This is a genomic window from Streptococcus mitis (assembly GCF_946190325.1).
GTDB lineage: Bacteria > Bacillota > Bacilli > Lactobacillales > Streptococcaceae > Streptococcus > Streptococcus mitis_CF.
In genome coordinates, this window is sequence record NZ_CAMHZR010000001.1 from 427,432 (window position 1) to 446,861 (window position 19,430).

Genomic DNA, 19,430 nt, shown 5'->3' on the forward strand with positions numbered 1-19,430 from the left:
TTTTAATAGTGATAAAAATAGTGATAAAAATATTGATTAAAATCATGGTTTTTATATTGATTGATATCAGGAGTTATCCGAAACGGTCTGAATTTGGATCAGTGTTTCTTCCAAAGCTGAAAAGAAAGCCTTGTGTTCGTTTCGTGATGTTTGGTCAGCCATGATGTCAATAACAGTATTGTCTTTTGATGCACGATTAAACAATTCCTTTTGAGGAATTTGACCAACAACATTGTCATCATTTTCAAGGACAGATAACAACTCTTTCGATTTTGCCGTATTATGCTTTATCATGTTAGGCAAAAAGTAGAGTTTAGCAGTAATTAGAGACTCACGGCTTGGACGTACAATTTCTGTTTTTCTGTACTCGTCAAGACGGACTTCAAGATTTTGTTTCGCTTCAAAAGCAAAATCGCTTGGCGTAATAGGACTGAAAAGAGCATGACTAACAGCGATAGCATTTCTTGTAGCAATCCCGAAGTCAGGTCTGCAATCTAAAATCACATAGTCGTACTGTGCCAGGTTCTTTGCTTCCAGGTTCTCACCTAGCCAGTCATACAGAAACATATTCTGATTAGGATTGGTTTCAAGTCTTCTTTCAGCTTCATCTAGTCTCATAGAACCTGCAATTAAATCAATGTTAGGCGCAACCGATAAAATGTTCACGTCTCCTGAACCAGTAAAGACATTGGCAACCGTTCCTGAATCCTCGTAAACGTCATAAAAGTGTGTTAGGTTACTTTGATGGTCTAGGTCAATAAATAAAACTCTATGATCTTTACTAGCTAAATACTGACCAGTTAGAAGAGCTAAAGTGGTTTTACCGACTCCACCCTTGATGGCAACAAAACTAAGTAATTTCATTTGTTTTTTCTCCCTCCATTTTCTATACTTCTATTATAATATAAATCATGATAAAAATCAATATAAAAATCATGATTTTAATCAATATTTTTATCACTATTAAAATCATGATATAAATCACTATCTTTTTATCTGATATTTTTCACGGTAGCGCCTAAATGTTCGCTCGTTTATGCCTGTTAAGCCTGCCACGTCTTTATCAGACTTTCCTGAAAGGTAAAGCTCGAAGGCGTGTTTTAGTCTGCTATCGTCTTCAGTAAAGAGTGCCTTTCTGCCCTGGTATTTGCCCTGAGTTTTTGCAATAGCTATCCCTTGGGCTTGACGTTCCTTGATACGTTCCCTTTCAGCTTGTGCCTGGTACTTGTAAAGCTCTAAAATTAAGTTGTTTAGAAGCCGTCTCAAGTTATCATCTTCAATCCCTCGAAGGGTTGGAAGGTTTAACACTTCCAAGGTAGCCCCTTTAGTTTGTATCTGATTCATAATTTCAGTTAGCTCCTGGTTATTTCTTCCAAGTCGTTCTAGCTCTGTCACAACAACTATATCCCCTTCACGGATATAGTCAAGCATGGCTTTCAACTGTGGGCGGTCTTTACTGACACCGCTGATGGACTCTTGAAAGAGTTTGTCAATGTACTTCAGTTGCTCCAGTTGTCTATCCATATTTTGGTCAGTCGTGCTAACCCTTGCATATCCAATTTTTACCATTTTTCCCCTTTCTATTTTGCCTAACCCTATTGTCCACCCCCTCATCCCTTTAAAATCAAGAAAACGGTAAGCGGACAATAGGCTATAGCCTATTGTCCACTAAAAAAAAACGCAAGCCGAAGCCTGCGATAGATACCACTTTAAAAAAGTGGTTTTTATGGAGTGTGAGGGATTCGAACCCTCTAGGCGCTATTTGGTACTTTCTGTAATTAGGATAAACAATTCAACGGTCACTCCAACAGCACCATTAACCACCAAGTTTGAAATAGACAACTTCATAGATATACCTCTTTTCAAGCTAGAAATAGCAATATAGGTTTGAATTAAATCACAAAGAAGCGATATGTCCAAGTTTATCCCTAAAACACTACATACTAATACACACTTTAGCACAAGAGTAATCATCCGCTAAGGTCTATATTAGCAGAATCATTATACTATTTTTCGTTTCAAACTTCAATAAAAATTAGTCGCAAAATTAAATTTCATCCTTACTTGTTTCATAATGACTTTTAACATCTTGACGTCTTGCTTCAGCGTTTTGTTCTAATTTTTCATACTGCGTAAAGTCCTTAACGATGCTGTCAAATTTTTCCTTAAGTGCTTTCCGCTCGATGGAAACCTCTACCACCTGCTTCTCGATTTCTTTAGGATTGACTGAAGGTGAAATGTTCAATTCTTCCAAAATTTGATAAGCTACTTTGGCATCAATCGGATTGTCTGCGTGAATATCTTCAAGCGCTGAAGCAATTTTATTGAGTCGCTCGACCTTCTCATCCAATCTATCAAGTGACTCTTGTGTTTCTTCAATCTGTCCCAGGAAGCGGTCATGTAACTCATGGAATTGATCTGAATCGGATACCCCGTGACTAACCAAGTAATTATATTCTTTGACCAACAAATCCAACTTAGAAATGTTAGGGTTCTTGGTTAAGATATATTCTCCGCTTTCGTAGGCAAGTTGATTGATAAGCGTTGACCCTTTCATGAATTTATTGCTTGCTGAATTGTCAGGATTGATGAAATAGAAAAAATCTGACTTCTTGATAAAAATATCAAAACTTCCATCCTCTTGTCTATCAACAAGGCGATTAGGAATTTTGACTGTACCTTTATTGGCAATACCGTATTGCATTGGAAGATAGATACCTGTGTCCGTCTCATGCTCGACCTGCCACGGTTCAATCTTGACTCGTATTTCAAAATCTTCTTCCTTTTCAGCTTGTAACTTGTCATACTCACTCTTGATACTTTCCAACGGATAGACGATTTCATTTTTAGCCAGGCGCTCCTCAATCTGTTCTAAAGAGTACCGTCCCTTTTTAGATAAAGTGCTGTCACGAGTATTTCGTTTTTGGTCTTTATCCAATAATTTATATTTGGCATATTTCCCCGTAAAATCAACTGCAAGATTTAACGCCTTTGCCTTTTCTTGAAAATCTGAAAGGTTGGTTGAATGCTTCAGGAGAAACTCAAGCCGTGATTTAATTTCTAACTTGAAAATATTCTCTTTTTGGTAAGCTGAATATTCTTTGTGTCCGAATTGATTTTGACGGTCAATAATTTTTGCACCTGCCAGGTCTGCATACTTGTCAGAAATTTGTTCAAGGGCTTTCTTTGTTCCTTTTTGCCATCTGAATTTATTGAGTGTGACCGAGTTAGTAGAATTGATATAAATGTGATTGTGAAGATGCCCCTTATCCATGTGAGTTGCAATGACAAATTGATGACTGCCACCTGTCAACTCAAGAGCTGTCTTCCGTCCTATCTCATGTACTTGCTCAGGTGTCAAATTGTCTTCAGGGGAAAAGGACTGAATTATATGATGAGCTAATACGTCATTATTTCTGATTTTTTCATTATTAATAGGTCTGCCATTTTCTATATTAGCAAGTTGTTTTAATTGCATCATTTCTGAGTAAGCAGACTCTACATCAATTATTAAATTTCCTGAAATTAATTGAGACACTGGTTTATCATTAACAAATTTTATTGGAAAATTTAATTCTGAGTCGATAAATTCAGAGCTAATTGTTTTAGCTCCATTTTCAATATATTTAATACCATCAGATAATTTATTGACGGATTTTATTTGTTTTACTTTTGTTACTACCAAGAGAAATTATTCCTCTCTTTCTTTTAGGAATTTTTCAATTTGTGTAATTTCTTTATTAAATTTTTCATCAACTAGACTTTTGATATCTGTTAAAGATTCTTGTAATTCTTTATAGTTTTCAATGCTAATTTCTTCATTTGTATTTATATATTTTGCTATTTGGTTGATATTTGTACCAATGCGGTTTATTTCAGTTTTTAATTTTATTAATTCTGAATAATCAATAGTAATTATTTCTCCTGTCAGTAACATATATCGAGAATAAGTATTGAAATTATTAAATCCATAAAATTCCATCCGTTCTTTAATTAGTTTATTTTCCTGTTCAGTGACTCTCATTATTTTTTGAATTTTCCTATAAAGTTTGTTAGGATTGCTCATAATTTCCCCCTCACTAGGTCTCTCTTTTCAAACTGGCAAGCATAGCAAGGTGATATCACCTTGCGAAATTTAAAAGATTTTACCAATCCCAAATACTGGCAATTCTGCCAATTTGGGGTTGGTAAATCTTTCAAAGTTTTGGGGAAAATCCCCAAGCCCCTTAGTCGTCTTTCAGACATTAGTTGACTTCAACTTGTTGAAGCAACTCCTCTTTTAAGGACTGGTAGTCCTCATCTGAAAGAGAGTCAAGATAGGAAATTGTTTCTTGATATTCTTCAGCTAAGTCAGAGTCAATGCTTTTGAGTTCGTCCGCATCTTCATCTAAAAGGGCGATGGCTTTTCTGCGCTTGGCTTCAATAAAGCTTTCATTTCTTGTGTACGTTCCATTCTCTAAATAGAACAAGTTGAGAAGTAATGTTGTTTCAATAGTGTCATTCATGTTTTAGTCCTCCGTTTGTTTTCTGCGACTCATAAAGCCTGCGGATAATTGAGCGACAAGGTCTTTTACAGGCTCATCTCGTTGTCGCTCTTCTGCTCTTTTTTTGGAGCATCTTTCGCCTGCTCTTTCTTTTTAGTGTCAACCGCTTTTTCTTTAGATTGGTTTTTCAAGCGGTCAAGTTTTTCTTGAAAGGCATCCTTGGTCAGTTCTTTAGTTTGATACTTTTCAAGGGTTTTATCAATTCTTGAAATCAAACTATCTGCTTCTTTTTGTACAATTTTAATTTGACCTTCTAGGTCAGATAGTCCATTAGGGTCATCTGTCCATGTTGCCAAATAGCCAAAACTGTACTCACTTGTATCTAGCCCATAATGACTAGCTACCACAAAAGCAACTGACTCAGCTTGTAATTCTGCAGTACTTCTTTTAAGAGGAGTTTCTTGTAATTTCTCCATATTGTGTAGATCAGAATGTGCCATTTCATGAAAGATTGTTTTTAGTGTTTGTTGCTCAGACATCCCTTGCTTAATCACAATTTCATTGTTGTTTACGGAATAAAAACCGTTAGAGCCTTTGGTGTCTTTGCTAAATGAAAGGGGAACACCATTAGCTTCAGATACCTCTTTAGCTGACTTGTAAAGATTGCCATAATCTTCATAAGTCCCCTCAAGTTCATAGATTGGTTTGGGTAATTCTTTTCCATTTGTCTGTGAGACATCAAAGACTGGGACAAGTTTGAAAGACATGAATGTTTGTTCATTTCCATTCTCATCTAAGAGCGGTTCATTAGTTTTAGGGTCTCGTCTTTTTAGAGTTATAGGAGCAAAAATCCGTAATGACTTTTCTCCCTTATTGACACTTCTCTCAAATTCATCCTTCCACTTTTTGAAGGATGCCACGTGAGAAGCTTCAGGGTTTTGCATTAAAATCAACTGAATATTTCTCGGTGAGTAATTGTGAAATTTACTCATTGTGGTCAAGTATTGTTTGTAAGTGTCAGACTGAAAATAGTCTTTAACGCCATCCTTCAAAAGTTGAGAAAGCCCCTTACTGTCTTTTGCCTGAATCAGTTCAGCAACGCTTTTTTGTGGTTCAGGTGAAGGTTGATTTTGATTATTTGGATGATTGCTGTCAATCGGATTTGACCCATAACTGACCTCTTCCTGGTCTGACTTTCCGTCACCGTCTGTGTCAGCATTAAAAGGACTTGTCCCTTGAGATTTTTCAACTTCATCAGGAATACCATCACCATCTGAATCACGTTCAAGCTCTTCTTTTCGTGCTTCAGCTTGTTTTTTCTCTTCATCTTCTCTGAGAATTTGCTCAAAGCGATTTCTCAAATTTGGTTCATTATTGTCTGCCATAGCTAGACCTCCATTTTGTAAATTTGGTTCATCTTTAAAGGGTTCCAAATCTCTATTTTGTCGCAATATATCAAGCATTGCTCGTCCATTATCTTTAACAAATTCAGGATTGATTGACATTGTTTTAATGCTGTCGTCGTTCTCAACAAAGACCCCTAATATCGTTTTTTCTTGATTTAAAGTATCCAGTTCAATGTTGAGCGTTCGGCTAGGCTTCAGCAATGTTGCAGGGAAGGTTGAGTTATCATCCGTCCGAAAAGCTAAAAGAATATCTTTATCGTCTGAACGAATAGCACTTGAAACATCTAACCGCCCCATCTTCTCAACGGAAGATAAATCATCAAAGACAAAAGAATCTGACTCAAAGATTTCAGGGAGCATAGGGAGTAATTTTGCCTTATCTCTAAAGCCAACCCCAACTGTTAAATTTGCAAAATTGCCTTTTCCTGAAGCTACGTCTTCAATGAATTGCTCTGATAAATTTTCAGCCCACTCATGATAAACAGGAGCAATCCCTGTCAAGTGCATCCAATGCCTTTTTTCAAAATCCACCTGAAGCATCTGAACATCTTCTTTATCCTGGTAAAAATACGTGACCTTACTATCAGCCAACTCATTAAGATACCAGTCAGCCGATTTTTGAAATTCTTCAGCGTAACGATTGAGATACCTCAAATCTTTATCAGTCGCATAATGATAGCCATTTCTAAGCCCAACACTTGACTCTTTTGACCTATCAATGTTAAAATATAATTGAACATTGGCAGGAAAATCAGGTTGAGTCTTTGACTCTTCAGGCTGTGGTGCTGTCCTTGAAGGTTCGCCTTCTAAATAACCGGAATTGCGATTGATTAGTTCGCCCCCAATGTTATTAAGTGGCTCTTGACTTCGGTCAAGGGCTTTTTCTTTGCTCTCCTTCAGGTAATCATTCCAGTCCATCTTGTCCTGACTTTCCAATCTCGGGGGGGAGATCTGGAGTCAATCCAACTTCTTTATTGGCCAACCGCTCAATAAAGGTGTGACCTGCTTCATCATTATCAACTGCAAGGGTAATTAAGTCCTGGTACTTTCCATCCTTAAAAAAAGTGCTTAATCTAGCTATTTCAGAAAGGAAGGAAGATTTTTTATCCTGGTCAACCTCGCCATTAAGTTCACCAACTTCGGATAAGAGTTCTGCCACGTGACGACTCACCGTTGATTCTTTTAAGCCATCCATCGCAACCAGGCGGACATCTTCAAGACTATCCTTGTGAAGCTCATAATAGCTCATCAAATCAATAGGAGCTTCCGCAAAGACTAATCGTTTAGGTGTTCCAATATCAACGTGCATTCCCGTCATACCATCAGAAGCCCTCATAATCTGTTTTAAGCGCCCTCTCTCGTAAAGGTCATGATTTTCCTTAATACCTTGAAGAGAAGCGCCTATAACCTCTCCTTGGTTGTCTAAACTCTTGAAAACAATGACAGGTTCATAGTAGTCCCCTGTCTTTTTAGTTGCTTGTGATAAGACGTTTTTTTCTACGAAAAAATCGATCGTCTCATCAGACAAGCCCCTGACATCCTTCAGGTATTCCCTGGCTTCTATGAACTTAGTTTCATAAGGCTCAAGGTAATAGCTGAAGGGTTCTTTTTCAGGAACGTTGGTCACATCGACCACGTCAAAACTACCTTCTTCCAAGAAGTGTTTTGCTTGCTTAAAAGAAAGCTTCTCCCCTGTCAATTCTTCCTGAACGACTTGAACCATTTTAATCACATCACCGCCATTGCTACGGGCAAACCAATTGAAATAGTTTTCCCTAACATTGATAGTGAAAGAGTCATGTTCTTCCCAAGTGTAAGTATAGCTTCCTGTTCGCTGTAAACTCATGCCCAGGCTTTCTGCCACTTTTAGAATTGACAGGGCTTTGAGTTCTTCAATACTCGCCATCTATCCTGCTCCTTACCTCTATTTCTTCCTGAAGCAAGCTATCAATATTAGCTTTTAAGTAAATCAGCTTTTCCTTAGAAGGTTCAATTTCCTCAACTTCAAGCACTCCTCTATACCGTCTAGGGTAGCTAAAAAGCTGTGTAGAGACTGCTTGAAAATCTTCAACGTCTAACGTCTTAATCAAGATGCTGACAAAGTCATTTAAGACCTCCCCCTGGTTGCTCTTTCCAGTCACTTGATGCTCAAGTGCAAACTGTTTGAGGGCTTCCGCCATCGTTGGCATCTCAACGACTGAAAAGAGGGTATCAAAGTAGCCTATCCCCCTCATATTAGTTGTTTGTGTCATGTTTCCTCCTTTTACTCAAAATACAAAAGAAACCTGGTAGGCAATCCTAACAGGTTTTCTTTTGGTTAAGCCACTTCCTCAAATGGTAATTTTACTTCTAGCACCTTTGCGCTAGTTGTTTCTATCACCCTATCATGGTTGACGTTGGCATCCCAGTCATCCATATCAGACATGGAACGGATATAACGATACCAGTTCGTATCACTTGGACTATTCGCCAGTTCTTTAGCACGTGGATGCTGAAGAACGTTAGTTTTCTTATCTCTGAAGACATTTTGTTTAGAGATAAAGATTAAGGCTTCATCAACCCCAATACGAGCCACCTCATCAGGTGTGAGAAGGTCACGCTGAATGGTTTGAATAGACTGACTGCTTGACCCTTGCGTTCCTCTTGTTTGCGACTGATTCTTAACATTGATAGTCTGCTTACCGCTTCGCATTGAGAAATAGTTCATTGTATCCTTATCATTCGTCCCCAAGTAAACCAGGGTAGCACAGTTATTGAATATGGTCTCCCATTGGTCTTTATAGAGTGCCTTCAATTGACTGATGGCTTGAATGATAATATCAATTGAAATCTCACGGGAGCGAACTGAAGAAAGTGTTTCCGTGAAGTTTGGGAAACGTCCAAAATTAGCAAATTCATCTAATATTAGTCGTATGTGAAGTAAATCTTCAGCTTTGCAATCAGGATGTAAGCCCTGGATAATTTCATCTGCCGTTTTAGGTAATTGTCTAAACATCATTGTAAACATTGTTGTAGCAATAAAGTTGAAAGACTTATCTGTTTCAGGAATAGCGATAAAGACGGCTGTTTTTTCAGTCTGCCATTTTTCCATTTCCATTGAGTCACGGGCGGTCAGGTTTCTAACCGCATCATGGTCAAAGACGGCAAAACGTGAAGAAACAATAGATAATAAAGACAACATTGTTCTGCCTTTAAAGTTGGTATTAAACAATTCCCACTGTCTATTAGCATAGTTTCCTGGTAATTCCTTTTCGAGTTCTTCAAACAGTCTTTCAACCACGCTTGGAGTATCTTCATCCTCACGCTTGATATTTCTTAAAAGGTCTGCAACCTGAGCGATATTTGGCTCATACTTCTTCAGGACTTTTCCGTCAAAGTAGAGATACCCAATCAACGCCCTCATCAAAAGCATTTCAGCCTGATTCCAAAAATCTTCACCAATGTTATCTGAACGTTTTGTACCTGCTATAATCGCTTCAGCAACTCTATCAATATCTAGCTCATCGTGCATATAGTGAAAGACGTTGAACTGATTAGAGTTGGTCAGATTGACCAGGTCAAAGACTTTGATTTTGTAGCCGTGGTCTTCAAGCATTTTTCCTGTCTCACGGACAAGAAGACCTTTCGGGTCAGTGACAACAAATGAACTATTCATTTGCATCAGGTTAGGTTTCACATAATTAAATGTTTTACCATCCCCTGGTAAACCTACTGTAAGAGTATTTTTGTTCAATTGTCTGTTAAAGGGGAGTCGTTTATTATAAAGCCCCATTCGTCCATTTTGACTGAAAATCATATCATTTTCAGGCTCTTTATCCCGAAAAGAAGCTATTTCCTTGTTCGTGGCGTACCGTGCCGACCCGTATTCCTCCCCGTAGCGGTAGCGCCCTTTGTCGCCAACTCGAAAGTAAAACATCAAGACAACAAAGAGAGCTAAACCGCCACCATATAGACTAGCTTGAGTGAAGTTAAAGTCAATAAAAGACTTACTTGTCCAATTCTCCATCATCCAATCCAAACGGGCATTATCTATAAAGGTAACTCCTTCAGTTGCAGGTGCTATGTCATAAAGCTTGACCAACCAATGCACCGCATAGCAAAGGATAAGACCCACAATCAAATAAGGGAGAAAGCGACGTTTTTTCTGTTCTGTAACCATCTATAACCCCTTTTCATCTTTCGCAATAGCCTTCTTAGGCATTGGTGTTTTAACCTTATCTTTAGTTTTGATTTCTGCGGTAACCTTTTTCTTGTAGTAAGTCAATTTTTCCTTTAAAGTCATGGTCTTTGGTGTTTTGATAAGATTTTGAGTAAGTTTTTCTGCCTTTTCAGGTTCAGTTAAATCATTGATGACCCCTTTGAAACTTGCTTCTAAGGCTTGCACGTTCTTTGCATCAATTGCTATTGTACTTGTACCGTTACCATTATCTTTTATAGAGAAGCCAACTTCATACCCCTTTAAATATTCTTCAAGACGTTCAGAGTTCAGTTCAGAGTTCAGAAACGTTTCAAAATGTTTTGTTTCCTTTGTTGCCATAAACTGATTCCAGTTGGTTTTAGCCGTATATGTCTTGTTTTCAAGATAGTGATTAAATTTGTGATACGATTCTTCAAGTGCATAATACATTGATTTTAGAAGCATTTCGCCTGTTAATTTATATATATCGGCTACTTTCATTCCTATTCTCTCCTGATCCATTTTTATCCTCCTTTCTAAAAAAAGCACTCAAAAGAGTGCTTTTATCTTATTCCTTAATTTGAACGTTTCTTTAAGAAAAAACTAATGACGATAGCCAATAATCCAAAACCTGCAAATGTTAGTAATATACTTTCTTTAAGACCAGTATTTGGAAGGGTTTTGAGCTTACCATCTTTGTCTTTAACAGAGATAGTCTTATCTTCATTGACAGTACCTCCGACCTCTTCAGGAGCAATTACAGAGCCATCTGAGAGGACAACGTTGCCGTTCTGAGTGCTTACAATTGAAGCACCTGTTTCTGTCTGTACTGGTGCGCTAGGAGACACTTCTTGAACAACTTGACCTGTTACTTGCGAAGTTGTTCCTACCTGAGAAGCACCTGCTTCTACAGCTGTTTGAGCAGATACACCAGGGTTATTTGTTGGAACTTTAACATCAGGAATTAAGGTAGTTGTTCCCCCATCAATAGTTGAAACACTAACCTTATTATCTGACGTAGCATTGTCTTTTTTGTTCTTATCTTCAGAAGTCGGTGTAGTTGCTGAAGAGCTGCTACTTGATGAAGAGTTGCTACTTGATGAAGTTTCTGAGCTTGAACCAGTTGCTACAGTTGTTCCAGGATCAGTTGGAGCTACAACAGAAGGCTGTTCTGAAGGTGAAGTTGGTACAGAAGGTACAGTTGTATCACTTGATGGAGCTGTTGTAGTTCCAGTATTTGGTGATACAGCAGGAACAGTTGTATCACTTGATGGAATTGTTGTAGTTCCAGTGTTTGGCGCTACAGCAGGAACAGTTGTATCACTTGATGGAATTGTTGTAGTTCCAGCGTTTGGCGCTACAGCAGGAACAGTTGTATCACTTGATGGAATTGTTGTAGTTCCAGCGTTTGGCGCTACAACAGGAACAGTTGTAGCATTTGATGGAGCTGTTGTAGTTCCAGTATTTGGTGATACAGTAGTAATAGCGTTTTCATTTTGTGAAGTGTTTGTATCTGCATAAGCTATTTGAGCGCTCGCTGAAGCAAGTACGACAATAGATGATAGTGTGATGATTTTAGCCCATTTTTTCATGTTTTAGTCCTCTTTAATGTTTATTTTAATATTTATTTTAATGTTTATTTTAATGTTTGTTATTCTGCAAAACCTGTAATGATAGGTTTACCTACGATTACATAACCATACATTGATTTTTCCTCTTCACGTACAGGAAGAGTCATTCTAATCGTTTTAATATTATTCGAGTCTTCTGTTGTAGTAATTACAAATGTAACTTGAATAATATCTTGTGATTCGGTTAGTGATTCGTAAATTGTTGATTGTGCTTGAACTCCTTTTTTGAGTTCAAGACCTTCAGTTTTCATTTCACTGCTTAAAAAATCTATAATATTTTCACTTTTTCCAGTATAGAAATTTGCGATAAAAAATCTACCAAAAACTTCAATTTTCCCTTGTTTCTCTTCAAGTTGTATCCGATTTTCAAGCTCATTGATTTTCTTAGATTGAATTTGAACAAGAGATATTGAAACAATAGATGCTATTGTAATTAAACAGATAACTATTGTAAGAACAAGCGAACTAAACCCTGATTTTCTAGTTTTTACTGGCTTATCTGATACTGATTTACTAATCATTTTTTCTGTATCTTTTCTATCTTCAACCAGGTTATTTTGAGGTTTTTCTACGCTTTTAATAGATTCTAGCTTTTTATCTTTTTTAACAGAGGTACGCTTTTCTTTTTTCTGCTTATTTGATTTTAAAAATCCAAATGATTTTTTTTCTCTTTTAAAACCAAACCCTGATAGCGCTTCTTCTACAATTGATTCGAGGGGGAGAGATAAAGATAGACTGTCTAAAATTACCCCCTCTTCTCCTAATTGATCTATTTGAATAGTTATCGTTTCTCCTCTATCTTCTGTCCAAACTGACCTATCATTAATAAGAGATAGCAATTCATCCCTATTTTGACAGGTTTCTTGCTGATTTGTTTGTAAATTAGTAATTCTGAACATGACCCTCACCGACCTCTTCAGAAGAATTTACCTTGTTAGAATTGTTAAATGCAAAATTTTCAAATTCATCAAAAGACTTACCTGACTCAGCCATTAACGCAATGACATATTCTGCTTGAAGTGTATTAATTTTCAATTCGTACTCCTTTTCTTTTTGATTCAAGGCTTCTTTCTGTTCCTGAATTTTTTCTAACTCAGCATTAAATTTTTCAAGTTTACCCTTTAATGATTGTGATTGTGTCTTTTTCGGTGCCATATTTTTCTCCTTTAATTTGAGGTGCTAGGTGTTGTAGTTGGTTTTGTTGATGAATCCGTTGTAGTTCCTTCAGATGGTTTTGTACTATCCAAAATTCCATAGTCACCTGTTTGATCTGTTAAAATAATGGATTCCATCTTATTTACTTTCATTTTACCGTTTTCATTAGTATAACTTATTCTCAGTGTCTTTTTGTTCAAAACATTTTTTTGAGCAGTGTTATAGTTTTTCTTTTCATCTAGTAAAGTATTTACATAATTTACTTGCGCTATAACTTGTAATTTGTCTTGATTGATATAAATTTCTGCTGATTTAAACTGAAAATCTACAACAAATCCTTTATAGGTTTGGCTCACAGGTTCTTCTTCTTTAGCTATTGTTTGTTTATATAGACCATCAGTCATATATTCTTTATAGCGATTCCTATTCTCTCCAAGATCTTTTTTGGTATAATAGTTCACTAAAAATTCTTTTACCTCTTCCTGATTAAGCCCCTCCTTTGTTGCTGTCTGTTTACTTTCAGCAATTTCCTTTTTTTGATTGTGATCTGCTATTGTTTGTCCTATACCTACTCCAAGAAATACGGCAAGGATAATCAATAGTATATAACCAATAAATTTTATTACTTTTAATTTAGATGAATCTATCATAATTCTCCATTCTTTCTTCTATTTTGGCGGAATTGCAAATGAAAGGTAACTTTGATTTGTCCAAAGAGTCCAATGTATTCTATCTTGAACTCCCCCAACATTACACTCAGAAACTAGAAAACTACCATCTTCATTTACATGTTCAACATAAGTTACATGCCCATACTCCGCAGGAGTATTCCAAAAACCACCTTGGATTGACATAACTGCTCCTGCAACTGGAGTTGAACTGTATGTCCATCCCCTGGCAACCAATCCTCTAACCCAGTTCTGTCCATCTCCTAACCAATTATAATGAGGAGCTCCTGCTTCTACTAATCGATTATACACATACCAGGTACATTGGCCAGTAGGATAAGTGTTACCATCAAGGCTAGCCGAAACGGTAGCTCCTGAAGGATAACTAGATATTTTAGATGAATACTCCGAAGGGAAACCCCATGAACTTTCTAAAACGGCACTTCCTCCTCTAGTGTGACCTCTAGGATTTTTGAGATACGATAAAACTTGTTGAGCATTATGTTGCCGTTCTTTTACTTTATCTCCTTCGTTTCCTTCCCAATATACAAGAAATTTGTTAGTTAAATAATCTACATCTTCGCTTGAATGAAGGATATTTTTTAAATGTTCAACGTAGTAAGGAGAATCACCATTTAGCATGAAGTCAAGTTGAAGTTCGAGATCATACCATTTTTTTCCTTTATCCTTTGCGTAGTTCAATAACATTGTATGTCTAATCGAACCATCACGGGTATCAGTCCATTGTCCAAGTCCAATACCTCTATGGATAATATTTGGATATTTCCCTTGATACACTTCAGCATTACCCATGTTTAACCAGTTAGGATCATCCCATGAGTTAGCTGATGCGCCAACAGGAGGGCTTAAATAGTCTCCTTCGGCCCTTTTTGCTGTTATTGATGATTCTGTCCAAAAGTTTCCTAAAATTGCTGAGATACCGTTTAAAGTTACGCTACTATCTTGTTTTTTGAAGTAGTTGTATATATCATTTATTTTTTTGCCAATATCCCCGTCTAGGTTCATATCTGAAATTACTGACGTAGTCTGATTATATTCGACCTTTGGAAGATAGAAACCAACATTTACCCAAACCCATTCTTTCTTTTTCTTGTTTTTGAGTTTTCTATAGTAAACTTCTTGTCCTCCTACATCACTTACCTCACCAATTTCATTCCCAACTTTAATCTTGTCACCATCATTAACACGAACACGAGTCACATTCTTATAAGTAAACTCTGCCGTCTCTGATGATATAATCACATCTTGATCTTTTACAGAAATTGTACCATCCATCACAGCGTAAAGTCTTGCCCCTTGGTTCGCTTGCAAAACAGAACCGTTGTATATCTCTGTTTTTGAAACATAGCCAAACCTTTTATCAATCCGTATTGGATCTAATTTTTCATCATTTGCTTCAGCATTAAAGGGGTTTGACAAATCGTTGTAGGTTACATAATAGCCTACTTGTTTTGCCTGTTCTAAGACTTCGTTATACTCTTTTAACTCGGATTCACTCAATCTTAGATATTTATTTTCAGACGAAGTATAGATATCAGACATTGTTTTTAAATTGTCTTTATCTTTATTTAATTCTTCCCAAGTATCGGAAAGAAGCTCCCTGTAAGAATGATTTAATTCCCACCACTTCTTATCCGTATTATAGGGTGAATCTAGCTTGTAATCTTCATATTTGTAACCCATGAACATCATTATTTCATCAATATTTGTCCAATAATCAACCTTATCTGTTGATTTTTCTCTATCAATTTTTGAAATATGAGTCCAAGCTTCTGTAAGATCAAACTCGTTTTGTGCTACAGTTGAAGTTCCTCCACCTGTCACGACTCCTAACAGGGCAATAATCAGAACTCCCAAAAACATAATCAAGTAGGCTTTAGCTGATAAGGGATTTTTAAGAACTGCCAAGATAGGCTTCCCAACTTTTACAGCTACTTTTTTAGTAGCACTAGCGGTCTTACCTGCCTTTGAAGTTCTTAATTTCGCCCGTAAACGTTGGTATTTATTAGTAACTTTCGTTTCCCATCGATTGGCAACAGGAGTCCTGGTAAAACTACGACCACGGACAAGGTTATAGGTGCGATTTCCTGCACCATATACGACCCTAGTTGCCCCTTTACCAATCTTGACGGTATAATTGCCTAGCTTCTTAGCTTGTCTTACTTCAGCGTGTGTTCTACGGATAGTCTGACGTGCTGAAGCAATATCTTCAAGCACATCATTATCCTGAAAAGCTGAATCCACAAAATGAGAAGCCTGGTGATGAGTAACTCGCCCCAGCTTTTGAGCCTTTGTCCCACCGTTACGCTGAATGGCTTGGCGTTTCTTTGCTTTAGCGGTCTTCTTACGCTCTTTGAGCGTTTCAATCTCTTTACTAGCGACCGTCCGTCTTGCCTTTTGTTTCTGCCCCAGGTAACGCTTTTCGGCATCTGTCTTGGGGTTTAAGAGCCGAGCTTCTCTCTTTTCAGCTTGTTTATAGCTGTTTTTCGTTGTCTTGAGATCAGACTTGAGCGCCAATTCCTTTGCTTCAGGTTCTTCCTGCTCTTGTAAAATATCATGCCAATCTTTTAAGGTTGGCGTTCTATCTACATTAGCGAATCTTGCATATGTTTCACGTGTCACACGGTCAATAATGGTATATTGCACGTCACCGACTTCATCAAGAATAGACTCAAAGAGCCCCATGAGAAGGTTTGACTTATCCCCGATAGGGTCATCATCTTCATCCTTCAGTTGACTCGAATCAGGCAAGTCCATCAAGTTTAGGTGTGACTTAGAACCGATATAAATATCAACCAACTGCGCCCCGAACTCACGTCCAATATCGGAATATTCATCTTCAGGGTCAACAATGATGATACGGTCTTCAGGGTTCTTCAGATAAGTTGGTATGATTTCCATGGTTTTTACAGTAACAGACTTTCCTGAACCTGAAGAGCCAAGAACTACGCCCGAACCAGTGTTCAGGTCTGCTTTACGATCAACCGTAATCACATTGTTAGATAGTTGATTTTGACCGTAATAGAGCGCCCTCTCACTATCTGACTTCAGGTCAACGTTCATAAAAGGAACTTGTGTAGCCAAGTTAGCTGTTGTCATATCACGGATAAAGCGACGTTTCACATTTAAGAAGGTGTGACCAATAGGAAGGATGGTATTGAGTCCTTCTTCCTGGTAATAGTAACACTCTTGAAAATCAACGCCAACCTTACGTGAAGCGGTCAAGACTTTATCTGTGATACTTGCCAGCTCCTCCTCATCCTCAGCCTTGAAGTAAAGAGCAATCAAACCTGAAAAGGCTTTTTGGTCATTGTCATCAATCTCTTCTTTCCATCGTTTCGTTGACTCAGAAATTTCACGTGCTCGACCTGAGACAGCCAGATCCTGGTCAACCCCTTCTTGAGCGCCTGACCGTTGAGCCTTGACCATTTCAGCTTTGATAGTTGTATCCGCATTGTTAATCTTACGCATAAAGCTAGACGGCTCATAAGGCTCAGCATGAATCGTGATAGCCAACTCAACGCCTATATCCGTTAAACTCTTAATCAGTCGGTCTGTTAAGAAAGTTGGAAAGTTTCTAGCATACATGACTTTTGCGACCCCTTCATTGATACGGAAACGATTTTCCAAGAAATGAAGCCTGTTAGGGGCGATAAAATCTTTTGTATGTAATTCTGAAAGGGCAATATCCCTGAAGTTATAAGGGAGTTTGTGTTTGCCCAGGAGCAACTCCGCAAACACGTCAAGACGTTCTTTCCCGTCCATTTCTTCAAAGGTAATATCCATTTGAGAGTATTGATTTTCAAGTGAGTTTCCTAGCTCGCTTAAGTTGGCATCCGCTTGCCCTCGATTATAGGCTTCTGTCTTCAAGGTCACATATTTTTCAACCTTAAAATTCTTTGAGTCACTTGAAAAACGACTTTCAATCATTTCATTGTATTCCTTACGGAAATTATCAAAGCCGTCACCAACCTCATCATACTTAATTTGCTCAACAGCGTTGTCTTCGACTCTCCGATTGATAACCAGGAGCTGATAAGTAGAGCCTGCATCAAGTGAATTGAGCGCTTCAGCGTGTGTATCAATCACGTCAATCTTTTCTTCCTGATTAGCGGATAGATAGGCGACATCACCCAAGCGATAGGTTCTTGACCATTCGTTTTTGGCAATGTGCATCAGCCCATTTTCAAATAGGCTATTGTATTTAATGGTATTTTGTGTTGAAGCCTTCAAGGAGCGTTTTAAGCGTGCCTTACGTTCCTTTTCAGCCTTCGTCAACTTCTTTGACTTTCTTCCAAGATTTAAAATCATCTTTTGTGAACTCCTCTCCTTCCTCAAATTCTGTAATAAAAGCTCGCTTCTGAACTTTTAGATTAAACATGACCTTGTCTTTGACTGCTTCATCAAAGCCTAGCCCGTAAATGATAAAGGGAGGGGCAATGAGGAGCGCCACAAGGTACATAAAAATATCTGATAGTCCCATTATGGAAATGGTGATAGTGAGTGACACCACTATCCCAATCCCAAGCATCATGACTAAAAGACGTTTGGTCATCCCAAAGGCGACGGGTCTTTCATAGTTGTCAAACTGCTTGAGGAACTCACTTCCTAATTTGTTCATACAACCTCTTTCTAGCTACAATAAAAACACCTTGCTCTGGCAAAGTGTTTGTTCAACAGTTTCAATTTTGTTAGTCTCTCATGCGTCCAATCGTTGACATGATAGCACCAATTAAAGCCACAATCAAAAGAATTGGTATCGAAGTATTATTAAATATAAGGTTGGTATTAACTTCGTAATCTAAAATCGTCCCATAGTAAATAACTCCTGCAATACTCCAAAAAATAGATAGACCAATAAACATGATTATCCAATTCCAAAGGACACTTAAAAGGAAAAATGGAGTTGCAATCAGAAATCCAATAATCATAATCAGACCTGATAAAATCAGACTAAAGAAGTTGCCAATCATTGACCAAATGGAGCGTTTCACTCGTTTAGGGGCGTTTGATTGAACTGGTGTAGGGGTTTCTACTGGTTCTTCTTGCGATTGAGGAGACAATTTGAAATGGTTTCCTTCTCGCTTGATATAGTATCGTTTTTCTGACATGAACTCACCTCCTTATAGAACTATTTTACCAAATTTATTGCTTTTTTACATGGCATTTAAAAGTGTTTTTGCCAAGCGCTGACTACCGAACAAGGCGACAATATAGACAATACTTTTTGCGATAGATGCAAAAGCAGTCGCCCAATCTCCTGATGATGCTTTAAATAAGTCATCCGTTACCAAAGCTGGGTAAAGTCTGACAATAATGACAAGCAATAACCCTTGTAAGGCGTAAGCTGAAAAGTGTTTTAAGAAGTTGATGGCTACTGGCTTTGTCTGTTCAGACATGAAGAAAGCCACAATTAGCGGAGCGACTGCCTTCAAGAGATACATTTGGAAAAATCTCATAAAGACAAGTAATTTCGCACATACATCAGCTATTAGCTCAGTAAAGTTGCCTACGATATTGACAATCTGTTTGGCTATCCATCCACTTATACCTGAAGTATCCATATCAGACTTAAATGTTTTATTCGGTAACACGCCATCGACAAGAGCAATCCCCCTGTTAAAGACAAATACGATAAAATCAAAGATTTCTGAAATGTTATAAACCAATAGAAATGCAATAGCATATCCAAGGGCTACTTCCATCCAAAGCTGAACCGTTAAGCCACCGCCCTCTTGTCCTAACCGTCTATTCCATGAAAAAACATCAAAGAGAAAGAAGGTTAGAATCAATATTGAAGCGACTGGCAATAAAGCCCCGTTAATCTTATCAGCGTATTGATTGACTGTTGAACTATATTCAGCTAGGGAATTAGTAATGTTATCCAT

At 37.7% G+C, this 19,430-nt stretch carries 16 protein-coding genes and 1 pseudogene; all 17 read right to left on the reverse strand.

Annotation, left to right across the window (positions count from 1 at the left end; all coding sequences use genetic code 11):
- Nucleotides 1-66: 66 nt before the first annotated feature.
- The 17 genes and pseudogenes from N8M95_RS02040 to N8M95_RS02125 all read right to left on the reverse strand — a co-directional run bounded on the left by N8M95_RS02040 (nucleotide 67) and on the right by N8M95_RS02125 (nucleotide 19,430).
- Entirely contained in the window at nucleotides 67-864 is a 798-nt protein-coding gene (locus N8M95_RS02040; RefSeq protein WP_049478274.1) for a ParA family protein, read from the reverse strand.
- Between the two features lie 120 nt (nucleotides 865-984).
- Nucleotides 985-1,569: a recombinase family protein gene (locus N8M95_RS02045; RefSeq protein ID WP_261116502.1), complete on the reverse strand. Its 585-nt coding sequence runs from the start codon at nucleotides 1,567-1,569 to the stop codon at nucleotides 985-987.
- A 478-nt stretch (nucleotides 1,570-2,047) separates the two neighbouring features.
- Nucleotides 2,048-3,685 (reverse strand): helical hairpin domain-containing protein, encoded by a 1,638-nt coding sequence (locus N8M95_RS02050; RefSeq protein WP_261116503.1) that lies wholly within the window; start codon nucleotides 3,683-3,685, stop codon nucleotides 2,048-2,050.
- Between the two features lie 6 nt (nucleotides 3,686-3,691).
- Nucleotides 3,692-4,066, reverse strand: a complete 375-nt coding sequence (locus N8M95_RS02055) for a MobC family plasmid mobilization relaxosome protein (RefSeq protein WP_261116504.1) — start codon at nucleotides 4,064-4,066, stop codon at nucleotides 3,692-3,694.
- Between the two features lie 178 nt (nucleotides 4,067-4,244).
- Nucleotides 4,245-4,505, reverse strand: a complete 261-nt coding sequence (locus N8M95_RS02060) for a transcriptional regulator (RefSeq protein ID WP_120719215.1) — start codon at nucleotides 4,503-4,505, stop codon at nucleotides 4,245-4,247.
- Nucleotides 4,506-4,570: 65 nt separating this feature from the next.
- Nucleotides 4,571-7,796 (reverse strand): annotated as a pseudogene (locus N8M95_RS02065) (PBECR4 domain-containing protein).
- On the reverse strand, nucleotides 7,783-8,142 hold the full coding sequence (locus N8M95_RS02075) for a hypothetical protein (RefSeq protein WP_261116507.1): 360 nt from the start codon (nucleotides 8,140-8,142) through the stop codon (nucleotides 7,783-7,785). Before N8M95_RS02075 ends, N8M95_RS02065 begins: the two are co-directional and overlap by 14 nt.
- Nucleotides 8,143-8,207: 65 nt before the next feature.
- Nucleotides 8,208-10,049 carry a VirD4-like conjugal transfer protein, CD1115 family gene (locus N8M95_RS02080; protein WP_261116508.1) on the reverse strand — a complete coding sequence of 614 codons (1,842 nt, stop codon included), beginning with the start codon at nucleotides 10,047-10,049 and terminating at the stop codon, nucleotides 8,208-8,210.
- Nucleotides 10,050-10,589 (reverse strand): hypothetical protein, encoded by a 540-nt coding sequence (locus N8M95_RS02085; protein ID WP_261116509.1) that lies wholly within the window; start codon nucleotides 10,587-10,589, stop codon nucleotides 10,050-10,052.
- A 53-nt stretch (nucleotides 10,590-10,642) separates the two neighbouring features.
- On the reverse strand, nucleotides 10,643-11,659 hold the full coding sequence (locus N8M95_RS02090; RefSeq protein WP_261116510.1) for an LPXTG cell wall anchor domain-containing protein: 1,017 nt from the start codon (nucleotides 11,657-11,659) through the stop codon (nucleotides 10,643-10,645).
- 59 nt (nucleotides 11,660-11,718) lie between these two features.
- Nucleotides 11,719-12,597 (reverse strand): hypothetical protein, encoded by an 879-nt coding sequence (locus N8M95_RS02095; RefSeq protein ID WP_120719210.1) that lies wholly within the window; start codon nucleotides 12,595-12,597, stop codon nucleotides 11,719-11,721.
- A complete protein-coding gene (locus N8M95_RS02100) occupies nucleotides 12,581-12,853 on the reverse strand; it encodes a hypothetical protein (RefSeq protein ID WP_120719209.1) in 273 nt (90 codons plus the stop codon). Before N8M95_RS02100 ends, N8M95_RS02095 begins: the two co-directional genes overlap by 17 nt.
- An 11-nt stretch (nucleotides 12,854-12,864) precedes the next feature.
- The gene (locus N8M95_RS02105; protein ID WP_120719208.1) at nucleotides 12,865-13,503 is read right to left on the reverse strand and encodes a hypothetical protein; all 639 of its coding nucleotides are present in this window, start codon (nucleotides 13,501-13,503) and stop codon (nucleotides 12,865-12,867) included.
- Nucleotides 13,504-13,521: 18 nt separating this feature from the next.
- Nucleotides 13,522-17,853, reverse strand: a complete 4,332-nt coding sequence (locus N8M95_RS02110) for a VirB4-like conjugal transfer ATPase, CD1110 family (RefSeq protein WP_261116511.1) — start codon at nucleotides 17,851-17,853, stop codon at nucleotides 13,522-13,524.
- On the reverse strand, nucleotides 17,807-18,163 hold the full coding sequence (locus N8M95_RS02115) for a hypothetical protein (RefSeq protein ID WP_020902562.1): 357 nt from the start codon (nucleotides 18,161-18,163) through the stop codon (nucleotides 17,807-17,809). Before N8M95_RS02115 ends, N8M95_RS02110 begins: the two co-directional genes overlap by 47 nt.
- 70 nt (nucleotides 18,164-18,233) lie before the next feature.
- Nucleotides 18,234-18,653, reverse strand: a complete 420-nt coding sequence (locus N8M95_RS02120) for a hypothetical protein (protein WP_020902563.1) — start codon at nucleotides 18,651-18,653, stop codon at nucleotides 18,234-18,236.
- Nucleotides 18,654-18,698: 45 nt separating this feature from the next.
- Nucleotides 18,699-19,430, reverse strand: a complete 732-nt coding sequence (locus tag N8M95_RS02125) for a type IV secretion system protein (RefSeq protein ID WP_049477740.1) — start codon at nucleotides 19,428-19,430, stop codon at nucleotides 18,699-18,701.

What these genes read in the sequence shown, in the direction of transcription:
- N8M95_RS02040 (WP_049478274.1), bottom strand. Translation starts at nt 864, where the DNA reads ATGAAATTACTTAGTTTTGTTGCCATCAAGGGTGGAGTCGGTAAAACC.
- N8M95_RS02045 (WP_261116502.1), bottom strand. Translation starts at nt 1,569, where the DNA reads ATGGTAAAAATTGGATATGCAAGGGTTAGCACGACTGACCAAAATATG.
- N8M95_RS02055 (WP_261116504.1), bottom strand. Translation starts at nt 4,066, where the DNA reads ATGAGCAATCCTAACAAACTTTATAGGAAAATTCAAAAAATAATGAGA.
- N8M95_RS02060 (WP_120719215.1), bottom strand. Translation starts at nt 4,505, where the DNA reads ATGAATGACACTATTGAAACAACATTACTTCTCAACTTGTTCTATTTA.
- N8M95_RS02075 (WP_261116507.1), bottom strand. Translation starts at nt 8,142, where the DNA reads ATGACACAAACAACTAATATGAGGGGGATAGGCTACTTTGATACCCTC.
- N8M95_RS02080 (WP_261116508.1), bottom strand. Translation starts at nt 10,049, where the DNA reads ATGGTTACAGAACAGAAAAAACGTCGCTTTCTCCCTTATTTGATTGTG.
- N8M95_RS02085 (WP_261116509.1), bottom strand. Translation starts at nt 10,589, where the DNA reads ATGGATCAGGAGAGAATAGGAATGAAAGTAGCCGATATATATAAATTA.
- N8M95_RS02090 (WP_261116510.1), bottom strand. Translation starts at nt 11,659, where the DNA reads ATGAAAAAATGGGCTAAAATCATCACACTATCATCTATTGTCGTACTT.
- N8M95_RS02095 (WP_120719210.1), bottom strand. Translation starts at nt 12,597, where the DNA reads ATGTTCAGAATTACTAATTTACAAACAAATCAGCAAGAAACCTGTCAA.
- N8M95_RS02100 (WP_120719209.1), bottom strand. Translation starts at nt 12,853, where the DNA reads ATGGCACCGAAAAAGACACAATCACAATCATTAAAGGGTAAACTTGAA.
- N8M95_RS02105 (WP_120719208.1), bottom strand. Translation starts at nt 13,503, where the DNA reads ATGATAGATTCATCTAAATTAAAAGTAATAAAATTTATTGGTTATATA.
- N8M95_RS02110 (WP_261116511.1), bottom strand. Translation starts at nt 17,853, where the DNA reads ATGATTTTAAATCTTGGAAGAAAGTCAAAGAAGTTGACGAAGGCTGAA.
- N8M95_RS02115 (WP_020902562.1), bottom strand. Translation starts at nt 18,163, where the DNA reads ATGAACAAATTAGGAAGTGAGTTCCTCAAGCAGTTTGACAACTATGAA.
- N8M95_RS02120 (WP_020902563.1), bottom strand. Translation starts at nt 18,653, where the DNA reads ATGTCAGAAAAACGATACTATATCAAGCGAGAAGGAAACCATTTCAAA.
- N8M95_RS02125 (WP_049477740.1), bottom strand. Translation starts at nt 19,430, where the DNA reads ATGGATAACATTACTAATTCCCTAGCTGAATATAGTTCAACAGTCAAT.